Below are 25,809 nucleotides of genomic sequence, written 5' to 3' on the forward strand. Positions count from 1 at the left end.
CCCATGCCCTCCCTCCCCCCGCAGGCGCGCGCGCTGCTCAAATCCGTGTTCGGCTATGAGGATTTCCGGCCCGGCCAGGCGGAGATCATCGCCGCCGTGCTGGCCGGCGAGCCGGTGCTCGCCATCATGCCGACGGGCAGCGGCAAATCCATGTGCTACCAGCTGCCCGCCCTCGTCGACGGCAAGCTCACAGTCGTCGTCTCTCCGCTCATCGCGCTGATGCGCGATCAGGTGCGGCAGATGCGCGCCTATGGCGTGCCGGCGGCGACGCTCAACTCCATGAACGACGCCGCCGAGAATGACGAGGCGCGCCGCGGCATTCGCACCGGCGAATTGCGGCTCTTGTTCGTCTCGCCGGAGCGGCTGGTGATGCCCGGCCTCATCGCCGAGCTGCAACGCGCCGGCGCGGCCCGCCTCGCCATAGACGAGGCGCATTGCGTCTCCGAATGGGGCCATGATTTCCGCCCGGAATATCGCGAGCTCGGCGCGACGGCGGCGACGCTCGGCGCGCAGGTCGTCGGCCTCACCGCCACCGCCGACAAGGCGACGCGCGCCGATATCGCTCAGCGCTTGTTCAAGACCAATCCGCATGTCTTTCTGCACAGCTTCGACCGGCCCAATCTGGCGCTCAATTTCGCGGCCAAGGACAGTCCGCGCCGCCAGCTGCAACGCTTTTTGGACAAGCACCGCGGCGAGAGCGGCATCGTCTATTGCTCCTCGCGCGACGGCACAGAAAAGCTCGCCGCCTATTTCGCCGAGCAGGGCCATGAGGCCATCGCCTATCACGCCGGGCTCGAGCAGACGCTGCGCAATCGCAATCAGGATCGCTTCCTGCAAGAGGACGGAATCATCGCCGTCGCGACGATCGCCTTCGGCATGGGCGTCAACAAGCCGGACGTTCGTTTCGTCGCGCACGCCGACATGCCGTCGAGCGTCGAGGCCTATTATCAGGAGATCGGCCGCGCCGGCCGCGACGGTCTGCCGGCCGACACGCTCACGCTCTACGGCCTCGACGACATGGCCTTCCGCCGCCGGCAGATCGATCAGAAAGACGTGCCCGATGAGCGCAAGCGCATAGAGCACGATCGCTTCTCCGCGCTCGCCATGCTGTGCGAGACGCCCTCCTGCCGACGCCAGACCTTGCTCGCCTATTTCGACGAGGAGAGCCCGCCTTGCGGACGCTGCGACGTCTGTCTCGGCCAGGTGCATGTCTATGACGGCACGGTGGATGCGCAAAAGGCGCTCTCCGCCGCCATGCGGACGGGGCAGCGCTTCGGCGCCGGCTATCTCGCCGATATTCTCATCGGCGAGGCCAGCGAGGCGGTGCGCCGCAACGGCCACGAATCCATCAAGACCTTCGGCGTCGGCAAGGATCGCTCCAAGCAGGATTGGAGCGCGATCCTGCGGCAGCTCTTCGCGGCGCGCGCTCTGGCGAGCACGGAACATGGCGGCTTTCGCCTGACGCAAAAGGGCGAGGATATTCTCTTCGGCCGCGCGCAGATTTCGCTGCGCCGCGATCCGCTGACCGCGAAGGCGCCGCGCGGCAAGCGCGGCGAGGCGCCGCGCGGCGCGCCGCTGGACGATCAGGAGGAGCGCGTGCTGGCGGCGCTGAAGAAAAAGCGCCTGGAGCTGGCGCGCGACGCCGGCCTGCCCGCCTATATGGTGTTCCCCGATCGCACGCTGATCGAGATGGCGTCGCGCCGCCCGGCGACGCTCGACGAAATGCGCCGCGTGCAAGGCGTCGGCGAGCACAAGCTCGCGCAATATGGCGACGCTTTCCTCGAGGCGCTGTCCGACGCGCTGCGCTGAGCCGGCGCTCTCGGCGACGGCGACAGGCGCGGAACCACCTCCGTCATCTTCGACGCCTATGACGGAGAGCTTCGCCATCATCCGCGTCGAGAGTCGTTCCGGCTCAGATCGAAGCGGAATGACTCTAGTTTCCCTTGTTCCATCATGTTTTCCTTACGCGAACCGGTCCCCGCTTCGCTCGAAAACACTCTAAAAGCGCGCGGCGCGCAAAGCGCATTCGACCGCGCATGCGTTTTCAGAAATGTCTCGCGAAAGTAACACGACAGGTTGGTGAAAGATTCGCCGATGAATTTTGTCGTTCGATTGCAGTCGAAAGAGAGTGCGTTATAAGAGAGCGGCATGCTGCGCCGGAGCGAGTTCTGCTCTGTTCCGCGGCGCGTTTCGCCGTGAGGTTCATGTGAGGCTTCATCCTGACGCATATTCTCGGACGACGCGCGCAGAGCGTCGCCCGACGAGCGTAGATCCCTTGTTTTTGCTTGCTCGGAGCGAGAGACGAGACGCGCAGTCCAGCGCGCTTTCTTCCTATCGTCTACGTCGAAGCCTCCGCGACATAGCGATGATCTCTGTCTTCGCTCTGCCTGCGCCCGCTCTTTGCGAGGAGGCGACGGAGGAAGCGAGAGTCGGCGTCGCGCAGATGCGGCCGGGAGAAAAAAAGGAGAAGGACGACGCGCCGAAGGCGAAGAGTCTCGGCAAGGATGTCGCCGGCGTCTTCGTCAATGCGTCGGTCTCCGATTCTGGCTATTCGCCGGGCTTTGTGATGCGCGGCTTTCCCGGCGGGCTCACTTTGTTCGACGGCGCCGCGCATGGCTTCACCTCGCAGGAGGTCAATCTTTCGACGGTCGATCACGTCGAATTCTACAAAGGCCCTTCCGCCATGCTGTTCGGCAAGGCGCTCGGCGGCTATGGCGGCTCGGCGAACTACATACGCAAGGCGCCGACGACAGAGACTTTCGCGCGCGGAACGGCGACGATCGGCGCCTATGACGTCTATCGCACGACCTTCGATGTGAACGCGCCGCTGAACGACGCGCAGACGCTGCTGTTCCGCATGACCGGCTTCGCGCAGAGCGTCGGCAGCTTCGTCGATTATGTGCGCTCGCGCGGATTCCTCCTCGCGCCGACGGGAACGCTCATCCTCGACAATGGCGACAAGGCGACATTGCGCGCCGAATATAGCGCATCGCGCCTCGTCTATCGCGACGGCGCGCCGGCCGCGCCGATCTTTCTACATGCGCCGCGCTCCTTCTACGCAGGCGCGCCGGTCTATGAGCATGAGACGCCGAATGCGGCGGATTTCACCTTCACCTATGAGCACGCCTTCGGCGCCGACTGGTCGCTCACATCGGTCGTCGATTATTCGCTGAACGGCAACCAATACGGCTGGTTTCAGGGCTGGGGCTATGACGGCCTCCATTCGGTGACGCTCGGCCGCCCGGTGCGGACGCATCAGGCGTCGCGAAGCTTCGACGCGCAGCTGCGGCTGAACGGACGCTTCTCGACCGGCGATATCGGCCACAGCGTTTTTCTCGGGCTCGAGCATTGGGACTATTTCTTCGGCCATGACGAAAAATTCGCGCGCGACACGCTGCCGAACATCGACATAGGCGCGCCGATCTATCCGGTCGGCGTCGATTTTTTCGGCGCGCAATGGGCCAATGGCGCGGCGCGCGCCTGGAGCCGCTCCGTCTATGCGCAGGATCTCATCGATCTCTCGCCGCAATGGCGCATTCTCTTCGGCGGCCGCTATGATCTGCTGGCGCAGCGCGAGACCGTCTTCGATCCTCTCGGCGCGCTCTCTGGAACATCGTCCTCCACGATCGGCAAGGGAATCCGCGGCTATTTCAGCCCGCGCGCCGGCCTATTGTATCGGCCGGACGACGAGACGCATTTCTTTGCCGCCTTCGGGCGCTCGCTCATTCCCAATATTTCCGTGCGCGTGCGCGGCGGCGACGCGCCGCCGCCGCAACAGGACACACAATATGAGGTCGGCTTCGAGCGGCGCTTTCCAGACTATAAAGCGCGCTTCGAAGTGGGCCTTTTCGATGTGACGCGCGATCATGTCGCCATCGCCGATCCCGCTGATCCGGGCGGCTTCTACGCCCTCGTCACAGGACGCCAGCACAGCCATGGCGTCGAATTTCATCTCTCCGCCGAAATTCTTCCCGGATTGAACGCGAGCGGCGCCGCCACTTTTCTGCACGCCGTCGTCGCAAAGGATTCCAACGTCCCCTCGCAAGCGGGCAGCGATCTCCTCGGCGCGCCGCGCCGCGTCTTCAGCGTCAGCCTCGACTACAAGCCGGAATGGGATTTCCTGCGCGGATTGGAACTGGGCGCGAGCTATTATTACGCCAGCGCGGCGGAGGCGACGCTGCCCAATGTCTATGGCTTCACCCTCGCGCCGCAGCAAATGCTCGGCGCCTCGCTCGGCTATCGTTTCGACGAGCATTGGAAGCTCGACGTGAGCGCCAGCAATCTCACCGATCGACCGAATTTCACGTCCGGCGGCGCGCTCTTTCGCGGCGAGCCGCGCTCGATCTCGGCGACGGTGTCGTTCAAATATTGAACGCTCAGCCGCGCAGCGTCGCGCCGATCAGCACGAGGCACGGCCCTTCGAGCGTCTCCTGCGCGACGCGCTGCGGCAGATCGCCGATCGAGCCCGCGATGATGCGCTGCTGCGGCGTGCTGGCGCGCTCGACGAGAAAGGCCGGGGTCGCAGGGTCCATGCCCTCCTCGAGCAGGCGCTTCGACAGAGCGGGAAGCGTGCGATTGCCCATATAGACCGCCGTGGTCGCGCGGCGGTCGGCGAGCGCGCGCCAATCTATGTCCTCGGGGAATTTGCCGTCGCTCGTATGCGCGGTGACGAATTGCACGCGGCGCGCCGTGTCGCGATTGGTGAGCGAGACCTCGAGCGCCGCCGCCGCCGCCAGCGCCGCCGTCACGCCGGGCACGATCTCCGCCTCGAGGCCGGCGGCGCGAATGGCGCCGATTTCCTCATTGGCGCGGCCGAAGATCATCGGATCGCCGCCCTTGAGGCGCACGACATTCTTGCCCTCCTTGGCGAGCTTCACCAGAAGAGCGGTGATCTCCTCCTGCTTCACCGAAGGCGCATAGCCGCGCTTGCCGACATTGATGCGCACCGCCTCGCGCCGCGCGAGATCGAGCACGGCGGCGGGCACCAGATCGTCGAAGAGAACGACATCGGCGCCGACGAGCGCGCGCAGGCCTTTCAGCGTCAGCAGTTCCGGGTCGCCCGGCCCGGCGCCGACCAGAGTGACGCGACCGCGCGCGGACGTTTCATCAGCGCGACGCGTCTCCTCGAGCAGCGCGTCGAGATCGCCGTCCTGCGGCGCATGCTCGACGCGTGCAAAAGCTTCGCGGGTGAACCGGCGCCAGAAATCGCGGCGCGCGAAAAAATCGAGGCCGGAGGCCATCACGCGCGGACGCCAGGCGCGCGCCGCTCTGGTCCAGGCGGAGAAGCTCGACGGAATCAGCGTCTCGACGCGGGCGCGCACGGCCTGGGCGAAGGCCGGCGCCGCGCCGCTGGTGGAGACGCCGATGACCAGCGGCGAGCGATTGACGATGGCGCCCATCAGAAAATCGCTGAGCGCCGGCCGGTCGGTGAGATTGACGGGAACGCCCTGCGCTTTCGCGGCGTCGCGAAAGGTCTGCGCCTCGGAATCGTCCTCGATGACGGCGAGCGCCATGGCCGCCCCGGCGAGGTCGTCCGCTCGCCAGCCGCGCTCATGCAGGGTGAGGCGCGCGCGCGCCGCGGCGACGGCCTGGAGGCGCGGCGAGGGAGACGCCGCGAAGACATCGACCTGCGCGCCGGCCGCGGCGGCGAGATCCGCCTTCCAAGCCGCGCCATCGGAGCCGCCCGCGACGACCACGCGCCGGCCCTCCAGCGCATAGAACACCGGCAGGGTCGCGAGCTCCTGCATTAGCTCGGCAGGGACTTCGTCTGGCTTGCGCGTCAACTCGGCTCTCTCTCCATGACTGTCACGAGGGCATTTAGCCCCTATCCTGCAAAAGAAAAAGCGGCCCGCGAGGGCCGCTTTCGCCAACCGAACGAGAGGCTCGGACTACTTCTTCTTGCCGTCGGCGCCGAACTGGCTGAGATAGGCCCAGACATTGTCCTGGTCCGCCTCGGACGGCAGGCCCGGGAACACCATCTTGGTGCCGGCGACCTTGGCCTTCGGATTCTTGACGAATTCCTTGAAGGCGGCCTCGTCCCAGGTGATGCCGGCGCCCTTCAGCGCGTCGGAATAGGTGTAGCCCTCGACCGAGGCGGCCTTGCGGCCGTTGATGCCGTTGAGCTCGGGAGCCACGGCGTTCTTCGCCGTCTCGCCGACCTGATGGCAGGCCTTGCACTTGTTGAAGACCTTCTCGCCCGCCGCGGGATCGCCGGCGGCGATCGCCTGGCCGGCCATGGCGGTGAAAACGACGCCCGCAGCGAGCGCCAGTCTGGTCACAGATTTCATCCTCGTTCCTTTCCTCGAAGCGTCGTCCCCTGGGAACCGACTATCTTGGTTTTGCCGGCCCGGGCGTGACGCCAGCGCCGATCGTTCATCCCGCGGCCGGGAAACTATATCGGAGCGCTATTGGTGACAATATGCTCCCCCGCCTGAACGGGGCCTGAAATATCGTTAGGTAACGCGGCGCAACGTCAAATTGATGCGCCCGCCCTCGGCGAATAATGGCGACGCGAGCTTCGGCGCGAGCTCCGGCAGCAGCCGATCGACGCCATGGAAGCGCAGCCGCGCCGGCCCGCCCAGCGTCAGCACATCGCCCGAAGACAGAACGAAGGCCCGCGACGAATCGGAGCGCTTCACGCCGCCGAGACGAAAACGGCAATCGGCGCCGAGAGAAACGGAAAGAATCGGCGCCGAAAAATCCGCTTCGTCGCGGTCCTGATGCGCGCCCATCTTGGCGTCGCGCCCATAGTAATTCACCAGGCAGGCCTGCGGCGGCTGCGGATGCCCGGCCAGCGCCGCCCAGGCGTCGAGCAGCATTTGCGGCATGGGCGGCCAGGGCTCGCCGGTCTGCGGATGGCGCGCCTCATAGCGATAGCCACGCGCCTGATCGCTGAGCCAGCCGAGCGGCCCGCAATTGGTCATGCGCACGGAGAAGGGCTGCCCGCTGCGCGGCATGGTGGGCGTGAACCAGGGCGCGCCGGCGACGATCCGCTCCAGCTCGCGCAGCAGAGCGAGCTGCGCGGCCTCGTCGAAATAGCCGCGATAGAGGCGAACGCCCGGCTCTATTTCAGACATGATCGCTCCATCCGGCGCGGAGCGGCCGCGCGTCAGCGGTCGAGCACTTCCTTGGTCGCGACGGTCGAATCGGAATTGAGCCGGTAGACGATCGGCACGCCGGTGGCGATCTCGAGCGAGGACACCGATTCGGGCGTCAGCCGGTCGAGCACCATGGCCAGAGCGCGCAGCGAATTGCCATGGGCGGCGACCAGCACACGCTCGCCTCGCATGGCGCGCGGCAGAATCTCCTGGCAATAGAAGGGCAGCACGCGCGCCACCGTATCCTTGAGGCTCTCGCCGCCGGGCGGCGCGACGTCATAGGAGCGCCGCCACAGCCGCACCTGCTCCTCGCCCCATTGCTGGCGCGCCTCGTCCTTGTTGAGGCCGGAGAGGTCGCCGTAATGCCGCTCATTGAGCGCGCGGCTGCGGATGACGGGCACATCTCTCTGCCCGAGCTCATGAAAGGTGAGATCGAGCGTGTGCTGCGCGCGCAGCAGCAGCGAGGTGAAGCCGATGTTGAAGCGCAGATCGATGCGCTTGAGCTCCCGCCCGGCTCGCCGCGCCTCCTCGATCCCTTTGGGCGACAGGTCAGGATTCTTCCAGCCCGTGAAGAGGTTTTTGGCGTTCCACTCGCTTTCGCCATGGCGGAGGAGGACGAGAATACGGTCCATGCGGGCTATGTCCCTCGAATCGAACGATGCGGCGCGCGATCAGGCGCCGGCGAGGCCGAGCACATCGGCCATAGAATAGAGGCCGGCCGGCCGGCCTCGCGTCCAAACTGCTGCGGCGATCGCGCCGCGCGCGAAAATTCCGCGATCCTCGGCGCGATGCGCGAGCTCTATGCGCTCGCCCGCCCCGGCGAAAATAACCGAATGCTCGCCCACCACCGTGCCGCCGCGCAGCGAGGCGAAGCCTATGTCGCCCTCCCGCCGCGCGCCGGTGAGGCCGTCGCGGGCGCGGGCGCTATGCTCGGCGAGCGCGATCTCCCGCCCCTGCGCCGCCGCCTCGCCCAAAAGGAGCGCCGTGCCCGAGGGCGCGTCCACCTTCATGCGGTGGTGCATCTCGACGATCTCTATGTCCCAGGCGGAGCCGAGCGCCTTTGCGGCGCGCTCCACCAGAACGGCGAGAAGATTGACGCCGAGGCTCATATTGCCGGAGCGCACCACGGGAACGCGCTCGGCCGCTGCGGCGAGAGCGACGAGGTCCTCGCCCGAAAATCCGGTGGTTCCGATGACATGGGCGACTCCCGCCGCCGCAGCGAGCCGGGCCAGCGCCACCGTCGTCGCGGGCGTCGAAAAATCAATGGCCACATCGGCCGTCGCCAGCGCGGCCGCCACATCGGCGGAAAGGCGCACCCCATTGGCGGGGCGCCCGACCAGCAGGCCGGCGTCCTCTCCGAGGACGAGGGAATTGGACGATACGAGCGCGCCGGTCAGAGCGACGCCTTTCGTCTCGCCGGCGGCGGCGATGAGCATCCGGCCCATGCGGCCGGCGGCGCCGACGATGACCAGCCGCACATCGCTCATGACGCTTCGCCCCCATTCGAAATTCGCGCGGCCTCACTCGAGCCGGCGGCCAGTCTATACAGCCCCGATGCGCGAATGAGAAGGGGAGACGCCCCACCCGATCGGGCGGCTATTTGCCTTTCGGGCGGAAGGCGGCGACGCGCGCCGGATCGGTCTCTATATAGGCCGCTCCGATGAGATCGAGACAATAGGGCACGGCCGGCATCACCGCGTCGAGGCAGAGCTCGATTGCGGCCGGCTTTCCGGGCAGGTTGATGACGAGGCATTTGCCGCGATGCGCGGCCAATTGCCGCGACAATATCGCCGTCGGCGTCTGCGCCAGCGACACTTTGCGCATCAGCTCGCCGAAGCCGGGCAATTCGCGCGGCGCGGCGGCGAGCGTCGCCTCCGGCGTCAGATCGCGCGGCGACGGCCCCGTGCCGCCAGTGGTGACGACGAGATCGCAGCCGATATTGTCGGCGAGATCGATGAGCGTGTCGCGCACGCTCTCGAAGCCATCGGGGATGAGGCGCCGCTCTATGCGGAAGGGCGTGGTCAGCACCTTCTCGAAATAGGCGGCGATGGCCGGTCCGCTGATGTCCTCATAGACGCCTGCGCTGGCGCGGTCGGAGGCGGTGACGACGCCGATGACGGCTTGCTGTCTCTCAGTCATGCGCCGCACAATAGCGGGTCCAAGGCGCGAGACAACCGAAAGCTCCGTCCATCGCGACGACGAAGCATCCTCGAATCGGAAGTGAAGAATGATGGTGGAGCGGCGTCGCCTCTTCTGAGCGAGAGAGCGTTATCCGCAGCGTCGGCGCATCGAGCGCAATTTTAGCAACACGGCGACTGTATGGAATTCGAGCACAGCGCGCGAGATCGTCTCTCAGAGGCCCATTCCGAGGCCTCCTGGGCGCGCGATATATCGCGCGCCCGGCGGCGTCACGAGCCTCGAGGCGAGCTTTGCTCCCGCCCGGCTCGCGTCGATCCGATAAGGATTACTCCTTCACAGAGGCCGGCTCGCAGCCGCACTTCTGATAGCAGGCGTCCTTGTCGGACTTGGCCTTCTCGATCGACGCCGGGGTCGAGGAGAAGCGATTCTTGATCGAAAGAAATTCGAAGTAGCACTTGTCGACGCAGACGCCCTGCTTGTCTTCATCCTTGGTGTCGCAACCGGCGAAAACCGGGCCGACCATGCCGAGCGACAGAGCAGCGGCCGTCACAATGGCGCGAATGTTCATTTGCCGTTTCCCTCTTTTGGACGTGGGAGCATTTGTCCCTTATTTTGTTACAGGGCGCATCGTCCCGCGGGGGAAATAGGCTGTTTTCGCTGCGGCTGTCAATGTAATTGACATTTCGGTGTCGCGCCGAAGACGATGCGGAGAAAGCCTTCGCTGCAACGCAGAAAAAGCTCCCGCCCGCATTTTCCGACGAAAACCGCCGTCGCGCGCCTCATTCGGCGACGTAGATCTGCGCGCCCTTTTCCAAAAATTCCGCGCTCTTTTCGGCGAAGCCCTTCTCCCGCTCGGCGATGGCCGCCGCCTCCTCTCGCAGATCGCGCGTGATCTGCATGGAGCAGAATTTCGGCCCGCACATGGAGCAGAAATGCGCGACCTTATGCGCCTCCTTGGGCAGCGTCTCGTCGTGATAGCGGCGCGCCGTATCGGGATCGAGGCCGATGTCGAACTGATCCTCCCAACGGAAATCGAAACGCGCCCGGCTCATGGCGTTGTCGCGCTCCTGCGCCGCCGGATGGCCCTTGGCGAGATCGGCCGCATGCGCTGCGATGCGATAAGTGATGACGCCGGTCTTCACATCCTCGCGATCGGGCAGGCCGAGATGCTCTTTCGGCGTGACATAGCAGAGCATCGCCGTGCCGAACCAGCCGATCATCGCGGCGCCGATGGCGGAAGTGATGTGATCATAGCCGGGCGCTATGTCGGTGACGAGCGGCCCGAGCGTGTAGAAAGGCGCCTCGCCGCAATCGCGCAGCTGCTTTTCCATATTCACTTTGATCTTGTGCATCGGCACATGGCCGGGGCCTTCGATCATCACCTGGCAACCCTTGTCCCAGGCGATCTTGGTCAATTCGCCCAGCGTCTCCAGCTCGGCGAATTGCGCTGCGTCATTGGCGTCGGCGATGCAGCCCGGACGCAAACCGTCGCCGAGCGAGAAGGAGACGTCATAGCGGCGCATGATGTCGCAAATCTCGTCGAAGCGCTCATAGAGGAAGCTCTCCGAATGACGTGACAGGCACCAGCGCGCCATGATGGAACCGCCGCGCGAGACGATGCCGGTGACGCGATCCGCCGTGAGCGGCACATGGGCGAGGCGCACGCCGGCGTGAATGGTGAAATAATCGACGCCCTGCTCCGCCTGCTCGATCAGCGTGTCCTTGAACACTTCCCAATCCAGCTTGGTGGCGTCGCCGCCGACCTTCTCCAGCGCCTGATAGATCGGCACTGTGCCGATCGGCACGGGCGAGTTGCGGATGATCCAGTCGCGGATGTTATGGATATTGCGGCCGGTGGAGAGATCCATCACCGTATCGGCGCCCCAGCGGATCGCCCACACCATCTTCTCCACCTCCTCCGCCACAGAGGAGGTAATGGCCGAATTGCCGATATTGGCGTTGACCTTCACCAGGAAATTGCGGCCGATGATCATCGGCTCGGCTTCTGGATGATTGATGTTGGCGGGGATGATGGCGCGCCCGCGGGCGATTTCCTCGCGCACGAATTCCGGCGTCACGAAAGCCGGGACAGCGGCGCCGAAGCCCTCCCCCGCCTCTATCCGTTCCGCCGCCTGCGCGAAGGCGCGCTCGCGGCAGAGATTCTCGCGATGCGCGACATAGATCATCTCCTCGGTGACGATTCCGGCGCGCGCGAATTCAAGCTGCGTCGCCGGCGCCGAGCCGGCGGCGCGGCGAATGGCGCGCGGCGCGGGACAGGGTGGGACCAGCCGATCCTCGCCGACGAAGCCATTGTCCTCCGGCTTCACTGCGCGACCGTCATAGGCCTCGAGCCCGGCGCGGCTCTCCAGCCAGCGCCGCGCCGCCGGCAGGCCGGCCGCGAGATCGGGCGTGAAATCGGCGCAGCTATAGGGGCCGGACGGGTCATAGACGCGCAGAGGCGCGTCGCCGGCGGAGGGATGAAGCGCGATCTCGCGGACGGGAACGCGAATATCCTCGCGGCCACGCGGCGCGAAATAGAGCTTGCGCGAGGCGCCGATCGGTCCGGTGGTCACGCTCTGGGGCGTCGTCGGGCGCTTGTCCTGCACGTTCATCGTCGCGCTCCATTGGTTCTGAGGATGGGCGGCGGGCGATGAAGTCGGGCGCGCCGTCCCGAAAAATCGGGCGTCGCGTCCTGCTGGCCTTCCCTCGCGCCGGCATTACCCGGATCAGGTTCGATGGGTGCTTCTCAGCCGCTCCTCTCGGAGAGGCGCCCCTCGCCATGCTCCGATTCTACCCGCGGCCTCGGATCGCGGCAAGCCGGCAATCACGCGCTGTGGCAAAAACGTGACAGGCCTCGAATTATTCACGGAAATCCGGGCGACGGCGCTGTCGCGGGGCGAGCGCTCTGCTAGGGTCTCGGACAATAGTGAGTCGTGTGATGAGAACGCCGCCGGATTGCCGAGTGCTTCTAAATGGCGTGTGAACGGCGACCGAAATCTGGGGCGGGGCGATAGATAATGAACGGATATTCCTGGCGTAATCTGGCCTCGGCGGCTGCGCTCACGGTCTCGATGACGGCTCCGTCGCTGGCGGCGGACGGCTATTTTCTGATCGGCTATGGCCCGCGTCAGAAGGCGCTGGGCGGCGCCGGCGTCGCCGATTCGCGCGATTCCATGGCGATCTCGGTCAATCCGGCCGGCATTGTCGATCTCGAGCGCCAGATGCAAGTGGGCATCACCGCCCTCATGCCGGAGCGCGGCTACTCGACCGACGGGCTGCCCAAAGTCGTGGCGCCCGGCGATATTCGCAGCGGCCGTCCGATCTTTCCGGTGCCGAACAGCGGATATGTTTCGCCGCTCGACGCCAATTCGTCCTGGGGCACGGCGTCCTACGGCAATGGCGGCATCGCCACCTCTTTCGATTTCGGCCATTATCACCCGCCGCTCGGCGGCCCGTTCGGCGGCGGCTACGCCGGCGTCAATCTGGAGCAGTCCTTCACCAGCTTCGCCTATGCGCAAAAATTCGGCTCGCTGGCGATCGGCATAGCGCCGACGATCGCCGTGCAGACGATCAACATACAGGGCCTGAAGACCTTCTCGCCCTATTCGTCCGACATGTATCGCCTCTCGGACAATGGTTATGACTGGTCCTTCGGCGGCGGCGTCCGCTTCGGCATGCAATGGCGCGTGACCGATCAGTTCCGCATCGGCGCCGCCGCGTCGACGCCCATGTTCATGACGCGCTTCGCCAAATATTCCGGGCTTTTCGCCGATGGCGGCCGCTTCGACATTCCCGCCTCGATCACCGCCGGCGTCGCCTATGACCTCACCCCTGACCTGACGGTCATGGCCGACTGGCGCCATATTTTCTATTCGGGCGTCTCCTCGGTGAGCAATCCGAGCTTCCCGGTCCTCTATCGCACGCTCGGCTCGTCGAACGGCCCGGGCTTCGGCTGGAAAGACACGGATTCGGCGTCCTTCGGCGTCGAATGGCGCGTCCAGCCCAGCCTCGCCCTACGCCTCGGTTATCATTACGCGACCAATCCGATACCGACGAACAGCGTGACGCTGAACATACTGGCGCCGATCATCAATGCGCATCACGCGAGCGCGGGCGTGAGCTACGCCATCACCAAGAACTCGACGATCGATGTCGCCTTCGTCTATGGCTTCAAGAACAGCGTCCGCGGGCGCGAAGCGCTGCCGCAGACGCCGGCGACGCCTTTCGGCGCCTATAATCCGGCCGCCAATGTCAATCTCTGGCTGCGCGGAACCGAGGTCTCGATCGGCTGGAACTACAAATTCGACCTCGGCGACGATTCTTTCATCCCGACCCATCTCTGAAGACTGGTCGGCGGCGGCGAGAGCCGAGCGCGCCTGACCGGCCCACGAGAAAAAGCAAAAGGCCGCGGCCCGCCAGACGGCGGCCGCGGCCTTTTCGCATGTTTCAGCCGATGACGATCTTCGGCGGGGCGCGGAGCGACTGCGTCTCCAGCAGAGTCTTCACCTTGGCGGCGAGCTCCTTGTAGATCGCCGCATGCGGGCCTTCCGGCGCGGAGGCGACGACCGGCGTGCCGGCGTCCGAGGTCTGGCGAATGGCGAGATCGAGCGGCACCTCGCCGAGGAAGGGCACGCCCAACGCCTCAGCGTCCTTCCGCGCGCCGCCATGGGAGAAGATGTCGGTGCGGCCGCCGCAATGCGGGCAGAGGAAATAGCTCATATTCTCGATAATGCCGAGAATGGGCGTCGAGACCTTCTGGAACATCGCCACGCCGCGGCGCGCGTCGATCAGCGCCAGATCCTGCGGCGTCGACACGACGACCGCGCCGGCGAGCGGAACCTGCTGCGCCATGGTCAGCTGGGCGTCGCCCGTGCCGGGCGGCATGTCGACGACGAGCGCGTCCAATTCGCCCCAGGCGACCTCGCCGAGCATCTGCCCCAGCGCCTGAGCCACCATCGGGCCGCGCCAGACCATGGGCACGTCCTCCTCGACCAGAAAGCCGATGGACATGATCTTGAGCCCATAGGCCTCGAGTGGGATCATCTTATTGCCGACGACCTCCGGCTGGCCCTTGAGGCCGAACAGCCGCGGAGCCGATGGGCCGTAGATATCGGCGTCGAGCAGGCCGACGCGCCAGCCTTGCGCCGCGAGGCCGAGCGCCAGATTGGCGGAGGTTGTCGATTTCCCGACGCCGCCTTTGCCCGAGGAAACCGCGACGATATATTTGATCTTCTCGATCGCGGCGATGGTCTTGCGCTGCGGCGCCTGTCCCGGCGGCGGCGCGGCGGGCGCCGGCGCCCGCTCGGCGGTCAGCGTCACGATCGCCGACTCTATCCCCGGCACGGTCTTCACGGCGCCCTCGACGGCGACGCGCAGAACCTCGAGCTCCTTGGCCCGCGCCGGATCGCCGGTGAGCGAGACGAAGGCCTTGGCCCCCGACACATTGACTCCGCTGACGAGGCCGGCCGCGACAATCGATTTGCCGCCCGGCCCGGCGACGCTCTCCAGCGCTTTCAAGACTGATGCTTCATCGGCCACTGTCTTCGCCTTTCGCACGAACCCGCATCCGACGCCCTCACGAGGAGGGCGTCTTTTGGAAGCGTTCTACGCAATCGGTATGCCGATATTCGGCCGATGCGTCTACAGGTCCGCGCGCTGGCGCGTCACGCCCGCTGCTTCTGAACGAGAGCGTTGCGGATGAGGCCGACGATGGCGGTGACGATCGCGCCCGACACGCCGCCGCCGACGAGCTGGCCGGCGAAAACGGCGATATCGAATCCGCCATTGCCCGCCGCCCCCGCGAGCGCCGGAATGAGCGAGGTGAGGATGGAGCCGCCGCCCGCGCCGCCGAGCGCGCCGATGATGGCGTTGGCGATCGGGCCGAGATCGAGATTCTTATTGGCCTTGGCGACGCCGGAGCCGCCGGCCGCGCCGGCAAAGAGCTGGATGATGAGATTGATGAGCGTCTCGGACATGGGCTGCGCCTTTCGCTGACGGTTAACGACCGTAACGAACTTGCGCGTGGCGACGAATTATCAACCCTGCCGAGCCCGAGAGCGACGCATCGCCCGCGCCGTGAGCGCGGACCATGCTGTGACGGAACATCGAAAGAAGAATTGGTCGGAGTGGCGGGATTCGAACCCACGACCCCTTGTCCCCCAGACAAGTGCGCTAACCGGGCTGCGCTACACTCCGATGGCCGCCCTTATAGAGGCCGGCGAAGCCGCTGGCAACGCATGACAGCGCAGAAGAAGCGAGGAATTCACCGCCGCGTCAGCTCCAGCATGCGGCGGCATTCGGCGAGATCGGCCAGCGCCTGCCGCAATAGCCGCTCGTCCTGCGGGCGCAGGCCGGCGGCGGGCGCCTCGGAAAGGCGCAGGGCGGGCAGCGTCAGCATGGGCGGCGGCTCGCGCGGCGCCAGCGCGACGAGAGAGGTGGACGCCCTCGGCGCGTCCTCCTCGTGGATTTCCGGCGCGTGAAACGAGCGTGACGGCTGCGGCCGCGCCGGCGATTCGCCATAGGAGAAGAGCGGCGCCTCGGCGGCCTGCGGCTCGGGCTCGTCGAAATCGCCGCGCTCCGGCCCGCCGCCGCCGCGGGCGCTCTCGATCACCGCGCGAACGCCCTGCTCGCGCAGCAGGCGCTGCACGCCTTTGATCGTATAGCCGCGGCCATAGAGCAAATGACGAATCGCGGCGACCAGCTCGACGTCGCGCGGCCGGTAGTAGCGCCGTCCGCCGGCGCGCTTGACCGGCTCGATCTCGGAAAAGCGCGTCTCCCAAAAGCGCAGCACATGCGGCGGAAGGTCGAGGCTCTCCGCGACCTCGCCGATCGTGCGGAAGGCGCCATCGGTCTTGGCGGTCAAAATCTGCGCTCCGCTCCCTGCCCGCGCGACGATTCGCGCGCTTCTATTTTCCTCCCGGACGTGGCGTTTTTCAGCCGGAAAATTCTCGCCCTCGGCGTTTCGGCCCCGCGGCCCCGTGGACAAGGGCGCGCGGCTCCCCTTAATTGGCGCGCGAGAGCCTCTCACATCGAGCCGCCCCATGACCGACTGGATCCAGTTTCCCGCTCCCACGCCCGCCATCGTCGCGCCGCCGAGCGAGGAGAGCGCGACCGACGTTCGCCTGTGGCTGCTCGTCATAGCGGCGCTGGTCTTCGCCATGGTGGTGGTGGGCGGCGCGACGCGGCTCACCGAATCGGGCCTCTCCATCACCGAATGGAAGCCGATAACGGGCGTTCTTCCACCACTCTCGGAGGCGCAATGGTCAGCCGCCTTCGAGGATTACAAGAAGATTCCGCAGTATCGCGAGATGTTCCCGAATATGGACCTCGCGCAGTTCAAGACGATTTTCGCCTGGGAGTGGAGCCATCGTCTGCTCGGCCGCATCATCGGCTTCGCTTTCGCCGTTCCGCTGGCCTGGTTCTGGCTGCGCGGACGGCTGCCGAAAAGCGTGAAACCGAAGCTCATCGGAATATTGGCGCTGGGCGCGCTGCAGGGCGGCGTCGGCTGGTGGATGGTGTCCTCGGGCCTCGTCAATCGCGTCGAGGTGGCGCAGGAGCGGCTCGCCATTCATCTGCTGCTCGCGGCCTTCATCTTCGCCGCATGTCTGTGGGTCGCGGGCGGGCTCGGCTATGGGACGCGCATCATTGTCGCGAGCGGGCGCCGGCGGCTCTCGTTTTTCGCGAATCTTCTGCTCGTTCTCGTGCTCGCGCAGATCGGCGCCGGCGCGCTGGTCGCCGGGCTGCGCGCCGGCTACGCCTACAATACTTGGCCGCTGATGGACGACAGCTTCGTTCCGCCCACGGACGAGCTGCTGCGGCTCTCGCCCTGGTGGAGCAATCTCGTCGACAATGTCGCGCTGGTGCAATTCGATCATCGCATGATCGCTTATGTGATTCTCGCGCTGTCGCTGTTTCACTTAATCGACGCCGCCGGCACGGCAGGCGGGCGCGCGGCGCGCGGCGCCGGGCTCTTGTTCGGCCATGTGAGCGCGCAAGTCGTGCTCGGCATAACGACGCTTCTGCTCGTCGTGCCACTGTGGGCCGGCCTCGCGCATCAGGCGTTGGCGATGGGCGTGCTGGCCGTCGCGACGCTGCATGCGCGTCGTCTGCACACGGCGCAGGCCGAGGCGGAGGAGGATTGAGGAAGACGGTCAGACGCCGCCGCGCAAGTCGCGCCGACCATCGACCACAGGCAAAATCTCGATCCGCTCGACCGGGCCGTGCTCCGTGTCCGGGGTCAGCTCGTATAGGATGAGATAGGGCCGCTCGACGAGCATTCGCACGCTCGGGCGAATGTCGCGGCGACGTGGGCCTTTTCGCGGATGTTCTGTCAGCGTCGCGGCGAGGGATTCGAGACGATCATAGAAGGCATCGGCCGCGCTCACGTTTTGGAGGCCGATCGCAACATAGATTTGCAGCAAGTCTTCTCGCGCGCGCTTGCTCCAACGAAGCTCAACCATCCTTTGCGGCGGCCGCCTTCGCGGTTTCGAGGCGGCTGCGCGCCTCCTTGCGCAATTCGCCGAAATCCACATGGCCGCCATCGCCACTGGCCTTGCCTTCATCCCATAGCTGGCGTAGGCGCGCGATGTCATCATGGCGAGCGGCGCGCTTTGCCTGCCAATCGCCGATCGCTTCGCTGACGACCTCCGCAGGAGTCGCATATTCGCCGGCGTCGATCGCCGCCCGCACATCCGCCATTTGCTGATGCGTCAGGGCCACGCTGATTTTTTGGACGTTCGACACGGCGAGCCTCCTCCTCAGAACCTCTCCGCAGATATTGCGGCGCGCATGAGGTAAAGTCCACTATCGGCGGGTCCCGGGTCGACAGCTAGCGCGCATCCCCCAGCATCAGCGCCAGATTCTGCACGGCCGCGCCGGACGCGCCTTTGCCGAGATTGTCGAGCCGAGCGACGAGCAGCGCGTGGCGGCTCTCCTCGCGCGCGAAGACGAAGATTTCGAGATCATTGGTTCCGTTCAAGGCGAGCGGATCGAGACGGCCGGACTTCGGCGCCGGCATGACGCGCACATAAGTCGCGCCCGCATAGTGCCGCGCCAGCGCCGCCTCGAGATCGACCGCGCGGGGCCGCGCCGAGAGCGCGTCGAGCCGGAGCGGAATCGAGACCAGCATTCCCTGTCGGAAATTGCCGACGGACGGCACGAACAAAGGCGGCGCGGCGAGGCGCGAATAGGCGGCGATCTCCGGCAGATGCTTATGCTCGAGCGTGAGGCCGTAGAGATCGAAGGCCGGCGCCTCGCCCTTCTCATAGGCCTCGATCATCTGCTTGCCGCCGCCGGAATAGCCGGAGACGGCGTTGATCGTCAGCGCGTCCTGCGCGGCGATCAGCCCCGCATCGACGAGGGGCCGCAACAGCGCGATCGCGCCGGTCGCATAGCAACCGGGATTGGCGACGCGCCGCGCCTTGCGGATCGCCTCCGCCTGGCCGGGCGCGAGCTCTGGAAAACCATAGGTCCAGCCGGGCGCGACGCGATGCGCGGTGGAGGCGTCGAGAATGCGCGGGCCGGCCTCGCCCAATTCATCGGCGAGCGCCACCGTCTCCTTGGCCGCGGCGTCCGGCAGGCAGAGAATCGCGACATCGACGCGCGCGAGAATGTCGCGCTTGGCGGAGACCTCCTTGCGCAGCTCCGGCGCGATCGAGACGAGCTCCAGATTCGGCGCGCCCGCGAGCTTCTCGCGGATCTCGAGCCCGGTGGTGCCGCTGTCGCCGTCGATGAAGATTTTCGCCATTGGTGCTGGTTCCGATTCCCGTGAGACAAATAAAAAGGGCGGCTCGCGCCGCCCTTTGTCGCCCGTATCGCCGATCGAGAGATAATCAGCGCTTCGAGAACTGGAAGCTGCGGCGGGCTTTGCGCTTGCCGTATTTCTTACGCTCGACCACGCGCGAGTCGCGGGTCAAGAAGCCCTCGCGCTTCAGCGCGCTGCGGAGCTCGGGCTCATAATGGGTGAGCGCCTTTGCAAGACCATGACGCACGGCGCCGGCCTGGCCGGAGAGGCCGCCGCCCGCCACCGTGACGACGAGATCGTATTGATCGACGCGATTGGCGACGCCGAGCGGCTGCTGCAGGATCATGCGCAGCACCGGACGCGCGAAATAGACGGCGACGTCGCGGCCGTTGACGGTGATCTTGCCCGTGCCGGGCTTGATCCACACGCGGGCGACGGCGTTCTTACGCTTGCCGGTGGCGTAGGCGCGGCCGTATTTGTCGAGCTTCTGCTCATATTTCGGCGCCTCGGACGCTGCCGCGACCGTCGCCTGATTGAGCTCGGAGAGAGAGGAAAGCGTGGTCTCGGCCATGGTCAGGCGCTCTTAGCGTTCTTGCCGTTGCGGGCATTCTTGGGATTGAGGGCGGCGACGTCCAGCGGCTCGGGAGTCTGAGCGACATGCGGATGGTCCGGCCCCTTGTAGACGCGCAGATTGCCGAGCTGCTTGCGGCCGAGCGGGCCGCGCGGCAGCATGCGCTGCACCGCCTTCTCGACCACGCGCTCCGGGAAGCGCCCCTCGAGGATGAACTTGGCCGAGCGCTCCTTGATGCCGCCCGGGAAGCCCGTGTGATGATGGTAGACCTTCTGGTCGCGCTTGCGGCCGGTGAGGATCACCTTGTCGGCGTTCACGACGATGATGTTGTCGCCGTCGTCGACATGGGGGGTGAAGGTCGCCTTGTGCTTGCCGCGCAGACGCAGCGCGATGAGGCTGGCGAGGCGGCCGACGACGAGGCCCTTGGCGTCGATCAGCACCCATTTCTTCTGCACTTCGGCGGGCTTCGCCGAATAGGTCTTGCCAAACATGGGAGAGCTATTTCCGTTCTTTTCGGGTCCGCGCCCGTGGGATCGCTGGGTGATAAGCGACCGCGCCGCCCCTGTCAAACGGAATCGGGCGCCTGTGAGCGCCCGAAAAGCCCGCATTTCCCGGCGATAGACCGCATAGGTATTATCATACCTGAAATCTCACGGCATGACGATGGGCTTGCCGCGCGGGAATTTGGCGATGGTCGCCTCGTCTATGTTCAAATGCTGGGCGACCATGGCCGGCGGCGTATGGGTGAGCCAGTCGGTGAGCGACACGTCGCGGAAATGCGCGGCGCGGAACACCTCGAGAAACTGCAGCTCCGTATCGCCGACATTCTGCACGTAATGCCCATGGGCGCGCTTAACATAGCCGATGTCGCCAGCGTGGAAATCCTGTGTCACCGCCTTCGGCCCGGCGTCGAACAGCGTCATGCGGCCATGGCCTTTGATCCAATATTGCCATTCGTCGCCATTGGGATGCCAATGCATCTCGCGCAGCGCGCCGGGCGCGAGCGTGACCAGCGCCGCCGCTATGGTGGAGGAGACCTTGAAATTATCGCTGTCGGCGACGCGCACCTCGCCGCCCTTGGTCTTTTTGGCGGCGGCGCTGCCCTTCAGCGAGAAAGTGTAGGGATAGGGCGGCGCCCCCTCCCCTTGCGCCGATGAGGCCTGATCCGCGGCCAAGGGACCGGGAACCTCGCCTTGAAAAATATAGAGCTGATTGAGCGGGATATTGGCGAAGGTCTCGGCCGGCAGGCCGAAATTCGCGGCGAGAATCTCCGGCGGCGTGTGGGCGATCCAGTCGGTCACGAGCAGAGTGTTGTATTCGGTCGCCTTGCCGTCGTCGAAGCAGAGCAGGAACTCGCAGCCGTCCGGCCCCAGCCCCTGTAGCGAATGCGGCTGGCCGGCGGGGAAATACCAAATGTCCCCCTCCTTCACATCGGAGACATAGGCGCGGCCCTGATCGTCGAGCACGGTGATGCGGCAGGAGCCATAGGAGACATAGCCCCATTCGGCGGCGAGGTGCCAATGCATCTCCCTTATGCCGCCGGCGGTGAGGCGCATATCGACGCCGGAAATCTCCTCGGCGATGGCGAAATCATATTGCGTCACCTGCCGCGCCCAGCCGCCGTTCTGCACGCGCTTCGGCGCATTGTTGAACGACGCCCAGAACATGGGCATGTCGCTGACGTCGGTGGGCGGCGGAAACTGCGCCGAAGGAAACTGCCCGCCGATCGCCTCGCTGCGCGGGCCGGGATCGGTGAGGCTGGCTTTGTTTCGCGCATTGATCGCGCCCTGCGGCGGAAGATCGGGATTGCCGAAAGAGGGGGTCGGACGCGCGGCGGTCTCGCGCTTCTTTGCAGTGGCCATTTGCTTCTTTCTCCGAGGGAAAAGGGGAGGCGACCGCCTCTGTCAGATTGCGCCGCCAGCGCGAGGGTCAACCGCAGGGAAAAGCGCGGGATCGCTAAAATCCGAGCGTTCGAATTGGCGAGTGGGCAAAAGGCGCGCGCGCATTCTCGGCCTCGATGGCGAGGCGCTCCGTAGCGGCGGGCTGCGGCGCTCCACGCCGGCTTCGGGGGTTCGCGTGGCCTATTTTCTCATTCGCGTCTTGAGTCCGCTCGCTCTGGCGCTCATCGTCTGCAGCGCCTCGGCCGCACGCGCGGAGGTCCCGCGCGCGAGCTTCGTCGTCACCGGCGAGCCCACCTCCATCCCCTATGGCTGGATGGATTTTTGCGGCCGCCAGCCGCAGGAATGCCAGCAAACGGCCCTGCCCGCCGCCGATCTCGACCTCTCGCGCGAAACCTGGGCGCGGCTGAACGAGATCAATCGCGCCGTCAACGCCGCGATACAGCCGCTCTCCAATCTCGAGCATTGGGGCACGATGGCCGATCATTGGGATTATCCCACCGACGGCAAGGGCGACTGCAAGATCTACGCGCTGCAGAAGCGCCGGCTGCTGATGGAAATGGGCTTTCCGCGCCAGGCGCTGCTGATGACCATCGTGCGCGACAAGAACGACCAGGGCCATGCGATTCTGACGGCGCGCACCAATCGCGGCGACTTCGTGCTGGACAATCTCGCCGACGAGGTGAAGCCATGGGACGCGACCGGCTATCGCTTCGTGAAGCGCCAGTCGCAGCAAGACCCGAATGTGTGGGTGACGATAGAGACCCGCCGGCGCATCGGCGCGCGATAACGCGCCCTATCCTTCTCCCACTCGTGGGAGAAGGTGGCCCTCGCGTCAGCGAGGGTCGGATGAGGGTCCGCGCAGGCGCCTCTGTTCTTCGACGTTAAGCGGCGGTCATTCCGCTGACGAGCTCGGCCCCTCATCCGACCCGACTACGTCGGGCCACCTTCTCCCGCAGGCGGGAGAAGGAGCGCGCCCTACCTAAATAGAAATCACATCCCGATAAATTTCCGCGAGCGGCACGCTCACGCCGATCGCCGGCAGATCCCGCCGATCAGCTCCCACTTTTCATTCGCGGGCTTGTCGGCGAGAAGCTCCTCAAAATCGTCGAGGGACATATGCTCATATTGCGACGAGGGGCGGCTCACGGGCTTTTCTCCGGGCGTATAGTCTAGCATAACGCGGCAGCCCGCGCATCGACGCAATCGGAGCCCGATTCTTTGACCACCCCTCCCCGCCGGCTGGTGACGCCCGAAAAGCGCGAGGACGATCCCGACGCCTCGCTGCGTCCGCTCTCGCTCGGCGATTTCACCGGCCAGGAGGCGGCGCGCAAGAATCTCAAAATCTTCATCGAGGCGGCGAAGACGCGCGGCGAGGCGCTCGATCATGTGCTGCTGGTCGGCCCGCCCGGCCTCGGCAAGACGACCATGGCGCAGATCGTCGCCCGCGAGCTGGGGGTCAATTTCCGCTCCACCTCCGGCCCGGTCATCGCCAAGGCCGGCGATCTCGCGGCGCAGCTCACCAATCTCGAGCCGCGCGACGTTCTCTTCATCGACGAAATTCACCGCCTCAATCCGGCGGTGGAGGAAATCCTCTATCCGGCCATGGAGGATTTTCAGCTCGATCTCATCATCGGCGAAGGCCCGGCGGCGCGCTCGGTGAAGATCGATCTCGCCAAATTCACCCTCGTCGGCGCGACGACGCGCGCCGGCCTGCTGACGACGCCGCTGCGCGATCGTTTCGGCATTCCGATCCGGCTCAATTTCTACACGGCGGAAGAATTGGAGCTGATCGTGCGGCGCGGCGCGCGCGTGCTCGGCGTCGCCATGAGCGAGGATGGCGCGCGGGAGATCGCGCGGCGCTCGCGCGGCACGCCGCGCATCGCCGGGCGCCTGCTGCGCCGCGTGCGCGATTTCGCCATTGTCGAGAATGCGGGACAGGTGACGCGCGAGCTGGCCGATCGCTCGCTGGCTCTGCTCGAGGTCGACAGCATCGGGCTCGATGTGATGGACCGCCGCTATCTCGAAATGGTGGCCGTCAATTTCGGCGGCGGCCCGGTGGGGATAGAGACGATCGCCGCCGCGCTCTCCGAGCCGCGAGACGCGATCGAGGACATTATCGAGCCTTTCCTGCTGCAGCAGGGCTTTCTGCAACGCACGCCGCGCGGCCGCCTGCTGACGCCGCACGCCTTCCGCCATCTCGGCCTCGCCGAGCCGTCGCGCCCGCCGGCGCAATTCGGAATGTTCGACGAAGAGGAGGAGTGAGGCGAGCGCGCCCCCTCCCCGGCCCTCCCCCGATGCGCGGGAGAGGGAGCAGACGCCGCGCTTCATGGAGATTTCGCGCAATATCTGCCGCTTCCCTCTCCCGCGTCAGCGGAGGAGGGTGAGGGAGGGGGCTCTTCCCCAAAGCTTCTCCTTCACTCCCGCACGGCCGCCGCGTCGAAATCCAGCAGCTCGCTCGTATAGGTCTCGCGCACTTCCGAGATCGGCTTGCCATCGCCGCCATGCACGATGGCGCGATGCTCGAACAGCGCGTGCGGCGGATCGAGGTCCGCTTTCTTCGGCCGCTCGCGCATGAGCGTCTCGCGCGTCTCGCCCTCCCAGCCGGCCGGCAGCGGCGACCAGCGCATCTCCGCCGAGAATGTGCGGCGGAACGGACGCAGCGGCGCGATCACCTTGCCGAAGGGCGCGTCGCTCGTCTCCAGCGCGCGGTTCATCTCCGCCGTGAGGCGCGAAGGCACATACCAATTATCGGCTTCCGAAAGCGTATGCGCGCCGCAGCGCAGCGCCACGCGGCGATATTTCACCGGCTCCTCGGCTCCGACGGCCAATCGCTCGCGCTGCTCGGCGCTCGGCGCGGCGACGGCGCCCGACGCGACTTGGGCGACGATCTTCGGCTCCGCGGCCATGTGATGGTCGGCGCACCATTTCTCCAGCACCAAAGTCGCGCTGCGCCCGGCGAGCAGCTCCGCGTTCAGCGTCTCGATCAGCGCCAGCGCCTCGAGACGGCCGACGAAATCATCCGGCCAGGGCGCGCGCGCCGACGCCGGCGCCGCCGACAGAAAAGCGAGCCCCGCGAAAGCCGCTCGTCTCATCTTCGCTCGCATCACAGCGCTCCTCCGCCTCGTCTCGATGTGAATAGCGCAAGCGCCCGCCCCTGTCGCGCGCCGCAGACGGCGGCGATTTCGCGGCGGCCGCGCCCGCGCGTGGCGACTCTGTGACGCTTCGAAGGTATTCCGGCGAAGTCCGTGTTTTTGCTTACTGCCAAGCTTGTGAACTGCAAGGGCCTCGCATAGTCCTAATCGCGAACGAGACAAGAGGACGCGATGAAGAACGTCGAATATCGTCTTTTCGCGGCCGCCCTTTGCTTGGCGGCTGCGCCATTTGCCACCTCCACCGCGGAAGCCGGCGTCACCCAGCAGGTGAAATTCTCGGCTGCCGCGCGGCTGGAGCCGACGAAAGTGCTGGTGCTCGGCTCCGAGCATCGCGTCAACGCCGAGCAATACGCCGCGCGTCAAAAGCTCGACGCCGGCGCGCTGAAGCAGTCGCACGCCGCCTCCGGGCTCATCCAATGCGGCCGCGCGCATGGCGCCGGGCAGCTGACGCTCTCCAACAATGTCATCACCACTGCGGCGCATGTCTTCTTCGACGAACGCGGCGCCAAGCGCGCGCGCGTCTGCCAATTCGTCACCGAGGTGGATGGCAAGAAGCGTCGCATCGCCGTGGATATGTCGTCGATCGTCGCCGGCTCGGCCAAGCCCTACGCCGTCAAGGCGATCAACGACTGGGCGGTGGCGCGGCTCGCGCAGCCGCTGGACGATGTGAAGCCATATGAGCTCGCCGACCAGCTCGCCGTCGAGCAGACGGTGGAGTTCGTCTCGCGCGGCCATTCCGATTGGCGCGACGCCGAGACAATGTCCTTCGAGGCCTGCCGCCTACGCGCGCAGACCAATCAGCTGAAGGGCGGCGCGCGCGAGTTCGCCTTCGATTGCGGCACGGGCGACGGCGCCTCCGGCGGCGCGGTTCTGGCGGGCGAGCAGCGCGCCAAGCTCGGCGCCATTCTGGTCGGCTGGCGCAGCAATGACCCCTCGCGCATCGGGCCTTATTCGACGACGAATTACAATTTCGTCGTGTCGGTCGAAGGCGCCTTCCGCGAGGCGGTGCTCGCCGCCGCCGGCAATGGAACGCTGCCGGCCACCGCCAGCGCGACGCCCGCCGGCGAGAAGGCCGAGGCCGACAAGGCCGCGGACAGCGAGCAGCGCCGCTCCGCCGGCCGCGACTGACGAACGGCCGTCATCGCGAGGAGCGCAGCGACGAAGCGATCCAGGGGCCGCCCAACGATTCTGGATTGCTTCGCTTCGC

25 protein-coding genes, 1 tRNA gene and 1 riboswitch are annotated in these 25,809 nt (G+C 66.1%); of the genes, 7 read left to right on the top strand and 19 right to left on the bottom strand.

Going from position 1 to position 25,809, the window contains the following annotated elements; translation table 11 throughout:
* Positions 1-3 precede the first annotated feature (3 nt).
* Together recQ and METLW4_RS0110625 are read left to right on the top strand one after the other, a co-directional pair.
* Positions 4-1,809 carry a DNA helicase RecQ gene (recQ, locus tag METLW4_RS0110620; RefSeq protein WP_018266188.1) on the top strand — a complete coding sequence of 602 codons (1,806 nt, stop codon included), beginning with the start codon at positions 4-6 and terminating at the stop codon, positions 1,807-1,809.
* A gap of 556 nt (positions 1,810-2,365) precedes the next feature.
* Complete coding sequence (locus tag METLW4_RS0110625) at positions 2,366-4,372, top strand: TonB-dependent receptor (RefSeq protein WP_018266189.1); 2,007 nt, start codon at positions 2,366-2,368, stop codon at positions 4,370-4,372.
* Between the two features lie 4 nt (positions 4,373-4,376).
* On the opposite strand, the gene cysG is transcribed toward METLW4_RS0110625, so the two are convergent.
* From cysG to thiC, 8 genes are all read right to left on the bottom strand, one after another.
* Positions 4,377-5,783, bottom strand: coding sequence for a siroheme synthase CysG (gene cysG, locus METLW4_RS0110630; RefSeq protein ID WP_026191421.1), 1,407 nt, complete (start codon positions 5,781-5,783; stop codon positions 4,377-4,379).
* Positions 5,784-5,888: 105 nt separating this feature from the next.
* The gene (locus METLW4_RS0110635; RefSeq protein ID WP_018266191.1) at positions 5,889-6,287 is read right to left on the bottom strand and encodes a cytochrome c-554; all 399 of its coding nucleotides are present in this window, start codon (positions 6,285-6,287) and stop codon (positions 5,889-5,891) included.
* 165 nt (positions 6,288-6,452) lie between these two features.
* Complete coding sequence (locus METLW4_RS0110640; protein WP_018266192.1) at positions 6,453-7,076, bottom strand: alpha-ketoglutarate-dependent dioxygenase AlkB family protein; 624 nt, start codon at positions 7,074-7,076, stop codon at positions 6,453-6,455.
* 32 nt (positions 7,077-7,108) lie between these two features.
* Positions 7,109-7,729 (bottom strand): 2,3-bisphosphoglycerate-dependent phosphoglycerate mutase, encoded by a 621-nt coding sequence (locus METLW4_RS0110645; RefSeq protein ID WP_018266193.1) that lies wholly within the window; start codon positions 7,727-7,729, stop codon positions 7,109-7,111.
* Between the two features lie 39 nt (positions 7,730-7,768).
* The gene (gene dapB, locus METLW4_RS0110650) at positions 7,769-8,584 is read right to left on the bottom strand and encodes a 4-hydroxy-tetrahydrodipicolinate reductase (RefSeq protein WP_018266194.1); all 816 of its coding nucleotides are present in this window, start codon (positions 8,582-8,584) and stop codon (positions 7,769-7,771) included.
* A 109-nt stretch (positions 8,585-8,693) separates the two neighbouring features.
* Positions 8,694-9,236 (bottom strand): molybdopterin adenylyltransferase, encoded by a 543-nt coding sequence (gene mog, locus METLW4_RS0110655; protein ID WP_018266195.1) that lies wholly within the window; start codon positions 9,234-9,236, stop codon positions 8,694-8,696.
* A gap of 325 nt (positions 9,237-9,561) precedes the next feature.
* Positions 9,562-9,804 carry a hypothetical protein gene (locus METLW4_RS0110660; RefSeq protein WP_018266196.1) on the bottom strand — a complete coding sequence of 81 codons (243 nt, stop codon included), beginning with the start codon at positions 9,802-9,804 and terminating at the stop codon, positions 9,562-9,564.
* 211 nt (positions 9,805-10,015) lie between these two features.
* Positions 10,016-11,848 carry a phosphomethylpyrimidine synthase ThiC gene (gene thiC / locus METLW4_RS0110670; RefSeq protein ID WP_018266198.1) on the bottom strand — a complete coding sequence of 611 codons (1,833 nt, stop codon included), beginning with the start codon at positions 11,846-11,848 and terminating at the stop codon, positions 10,016-10,018.
* Positions 11,849-11,920: 72 nt separating this feature from the next.
* A riboswitch (TPP riboswitch) is annotated at positions 11,921-12,021 on the bottom strand.
* A 232-nt stretch (positions 12,022-12,253) separates the two neighbouring features.
* Here thiC and METLW4_RS0110675 point away from each other — a divergent pair.
* A complete protein-coding gene (locus tag METLW4_RS0110675; RefSeq protein ID WP_018266199.1) occupies positions 12,254-13,579 on the top strand; it encodes an OmpP1/FadL family transporter in 1,326 nt (441 codons plus the stop codon).
* Between the two features lie 103 nt (positions 13,580-13,682).
* On the opposite strand, the gene METLW4_RS0110680 is transcribed toward METLW4_RS0110675, so the two are convergent.
* The 4 genes from METLW4_RS0110680 to METLW4_RS0110695 form a co-directional block, all read right to left on the bottom strand.
* A complete protein-coding gene (locus METLW4_RS0110680; protein WP_026191422.1) occupies positions 13,683-14,774 on the bottom strand; it encodes an Mrp/NBP35 family ATP-binding protein in 1,092 nt (363 codons plus the stop codon).
* Between the two features lie 125 nt (positions 14,775-14,899).
* Positions 14,900-15,211 carry a hypothetical protein gene (locus METLW4_RS0110685; protein ID WP_018266201.1) on the bottom strand — a complete coding sequence of 104 codons (312 nt, stop codon included), beginning with the start codon at positions 15,209-15,211 and terminating at the stop codon, positions 14,900-14,902.
* A 142-nt stretch (positions 15,212-15,353) separates the two neighbouring features.
* A tRNA-Pro gene (locus METLW4_RS0110690) sits at positions 15,354-15,431 on the bottom strand.
* Positions 15,432-15,498: 67 nt separating this feature from the next.
* The gene (locus METLW4_RS0110695; RefSeq protein ID WP_043332601.1) at positions 15,499-16,098 is read right to left on the bottom strand and encodes a MerR family transcriptional regulator; all 600 of its coding nucleotides are present in this window, start codon (positions 16,096-16,098) and stop codon (positions 15,499-15,501) included.
* A 178-nt stretch (positions 16,099-16,276) separates the two neighbouring features.
* Between METLW4_RS0110695 and METLW4_RS0110700 the strand changes: the two genes are divergently transcribed.
* On the top strand, positions 16,277-17,377 hold the full coding sequence (locus tag METLW4_RS0110700) for a COX15/CtaA family protein (RefSeq protein ID WP_018266203.1): 1,101 nt from the start codon (positions 16,277-16,279) through the stop codon (positions 17,375-17,377).
* A 9-nt stretch (positions 17,378-17,386) separates the two neighbouring features.
* On the opposite strand, the gene METLW4_RS0110705 is transcribed toward METLW4_RS0110700, so the two are convergent.
* The 6 genes from METLW4_RS0110705 to METLW4_RS0110730 form a co-directional block, all read right to left on the bottom strand.
* Complete coding sequence (locus METLW4_RS0110705) at positions 17,387-17,797, bottom strand: type II toxin-antitoxin system RelE/ParE family toxin (protein WP_371212325.1); 411 nt, start codon at positions 17,795-17,797, stop codon at positions 17,387-17,389.
* On the bottom strand, positions 17,688-17,978 hold the full coding sequence (locus tag METLW4_RS0110710) for a ribbon-helix-helix domain-containing protein (protein ID WP_026191423.1): 291 nt from the start codon (positions 17,976-17,978) through the stop codon (positions 17,688-17,690). Before METLW4_RS0110710 ends, METLW4_RS0110705 begins: the two co-directional genes overlap by 110 nt.
* An 85-nt stretch (positions 17,979-18,063) precedes the next feature.
* On the bottom strand, positions 18,064-18,981 hold the full coding sequence (argC, locus tag METLW4_RS0110715; RefSeq protein WP_018266206.1) for an N-acetyl-gamma-glutamyl-phosphate reductase: 918 nt from the start codon (positions 18,979-18,981) through the stop codon (positions 18,064-18,066).
* 85 nt (positions 18,982-19,066) lie between these two features.
* Positions 19,067-19,549 (bottom strand): 30S ribosomal protein S9, encoded by a 483-nt coding sequence (rpsI, locus tag METLW4_RS0110720; protein ID WP_018266207.1) that lies wholly within the window; start codon positions 19,547-19,549, stop codon positions 19,067-19,069.
* A gap of 2 nt (positions 19,550-19,551) precedes the next feature.
* Complete coding sequence (gene rplM, locus METLW4_RS0110725; RefSeq protein WP_018266208.1) at positions 19,552-20,040, bottom strand: 50S ribosomal protein L13; 489 nt, start codon at positions 20,038-20,040, stop codon at positions 19,552-19,554.
* Positions 20,041-20,199: 159 nt separating this feature from the next.
* Positions 20,200-21,411: a cupin domain-containing protein gene (locus tag METLW4_RS0110730; RefSeq protein WP_018266209.1), complete on the bottom strand. Its 1,212-nt coding sequence runs from the start codon at positions 21,409-21,411 to the stop codon at positions 20,200-20,202.
* 121 nt (positions 21,412-21,532) lie between these two features.
* On the opposite strand from METLW4_RS0110730, the gene METLW4_RS0110735 reads away from it, so the two are divergent.
* Both METLW4_RS0110735 and ruvB read left to right on the top strand, forming a co-directional pair.
* Entirely contained in the window at positions 21,533-22,237 is a 705-nt protein-coding gene (locus METLW4_RS0110735) for a transglutaminase-like cysteine peptidase (protein WP_018266210.1), read from the top strand.
* A 431-nt stretch (positions 22,238-22,668) separates the two neighbouring features.
* On the top strand, positions 22,669-23,712 hold the full coding sequence (ruvB, locus tag METLW4_RS0110745) for a Holliday junction branch migration DNA helicase RuvB (RefSeq protein ID WP_026191424.1): 1,044 nt from the start codon (positions 22,669-22,671) through the stop codon (positions 23,710-23,712).
* A 152-nt stretch (positions 23,713-23,864) separates the two neighbouring features.
* On the opposite strand, the gene METLW4_RS0110750 is transcribed toward ruvB, so the two are convergent.
* Entirely contained in the window at positions 23,865-24,554 is a 690-nt protein-coding gene (locus METLW4_RS0110750; RefSeq protein ID WP_018266213.1) for a hypothetical protein, read from the bottom strand.
* A 219-nt stretch (positions 24,555-24,773) separates the two neighbouring features.
* Between METLW4_RS0110750 and METLW4_RS0110755 the strand changes: the two genes are divergently transcribed.
* Positions 24,774-25,730, top strand: coding sequence for a trypsin-like peptidase domain-containing protein (locus METLW4_RS0110755; RefSeq protein WP_018266214.1), 957 nt, complete (start codon positions 24,774-24,776; stop codon positions 25,728-25,730).
* The last annotated feature ends 79 nt before the right edge of the window (positions 25,731-25,809 follow it).

It is taken from the genome of Methylosinus sp. LW4 (assembly GCF_000379125.1).
Taxonomy (GTDB): domain Bacteria; phylum Pseudomonadota; class Alphaproteobacteria; order Rhizobiales; family Beijerinckiaceae; genus Methylosinus.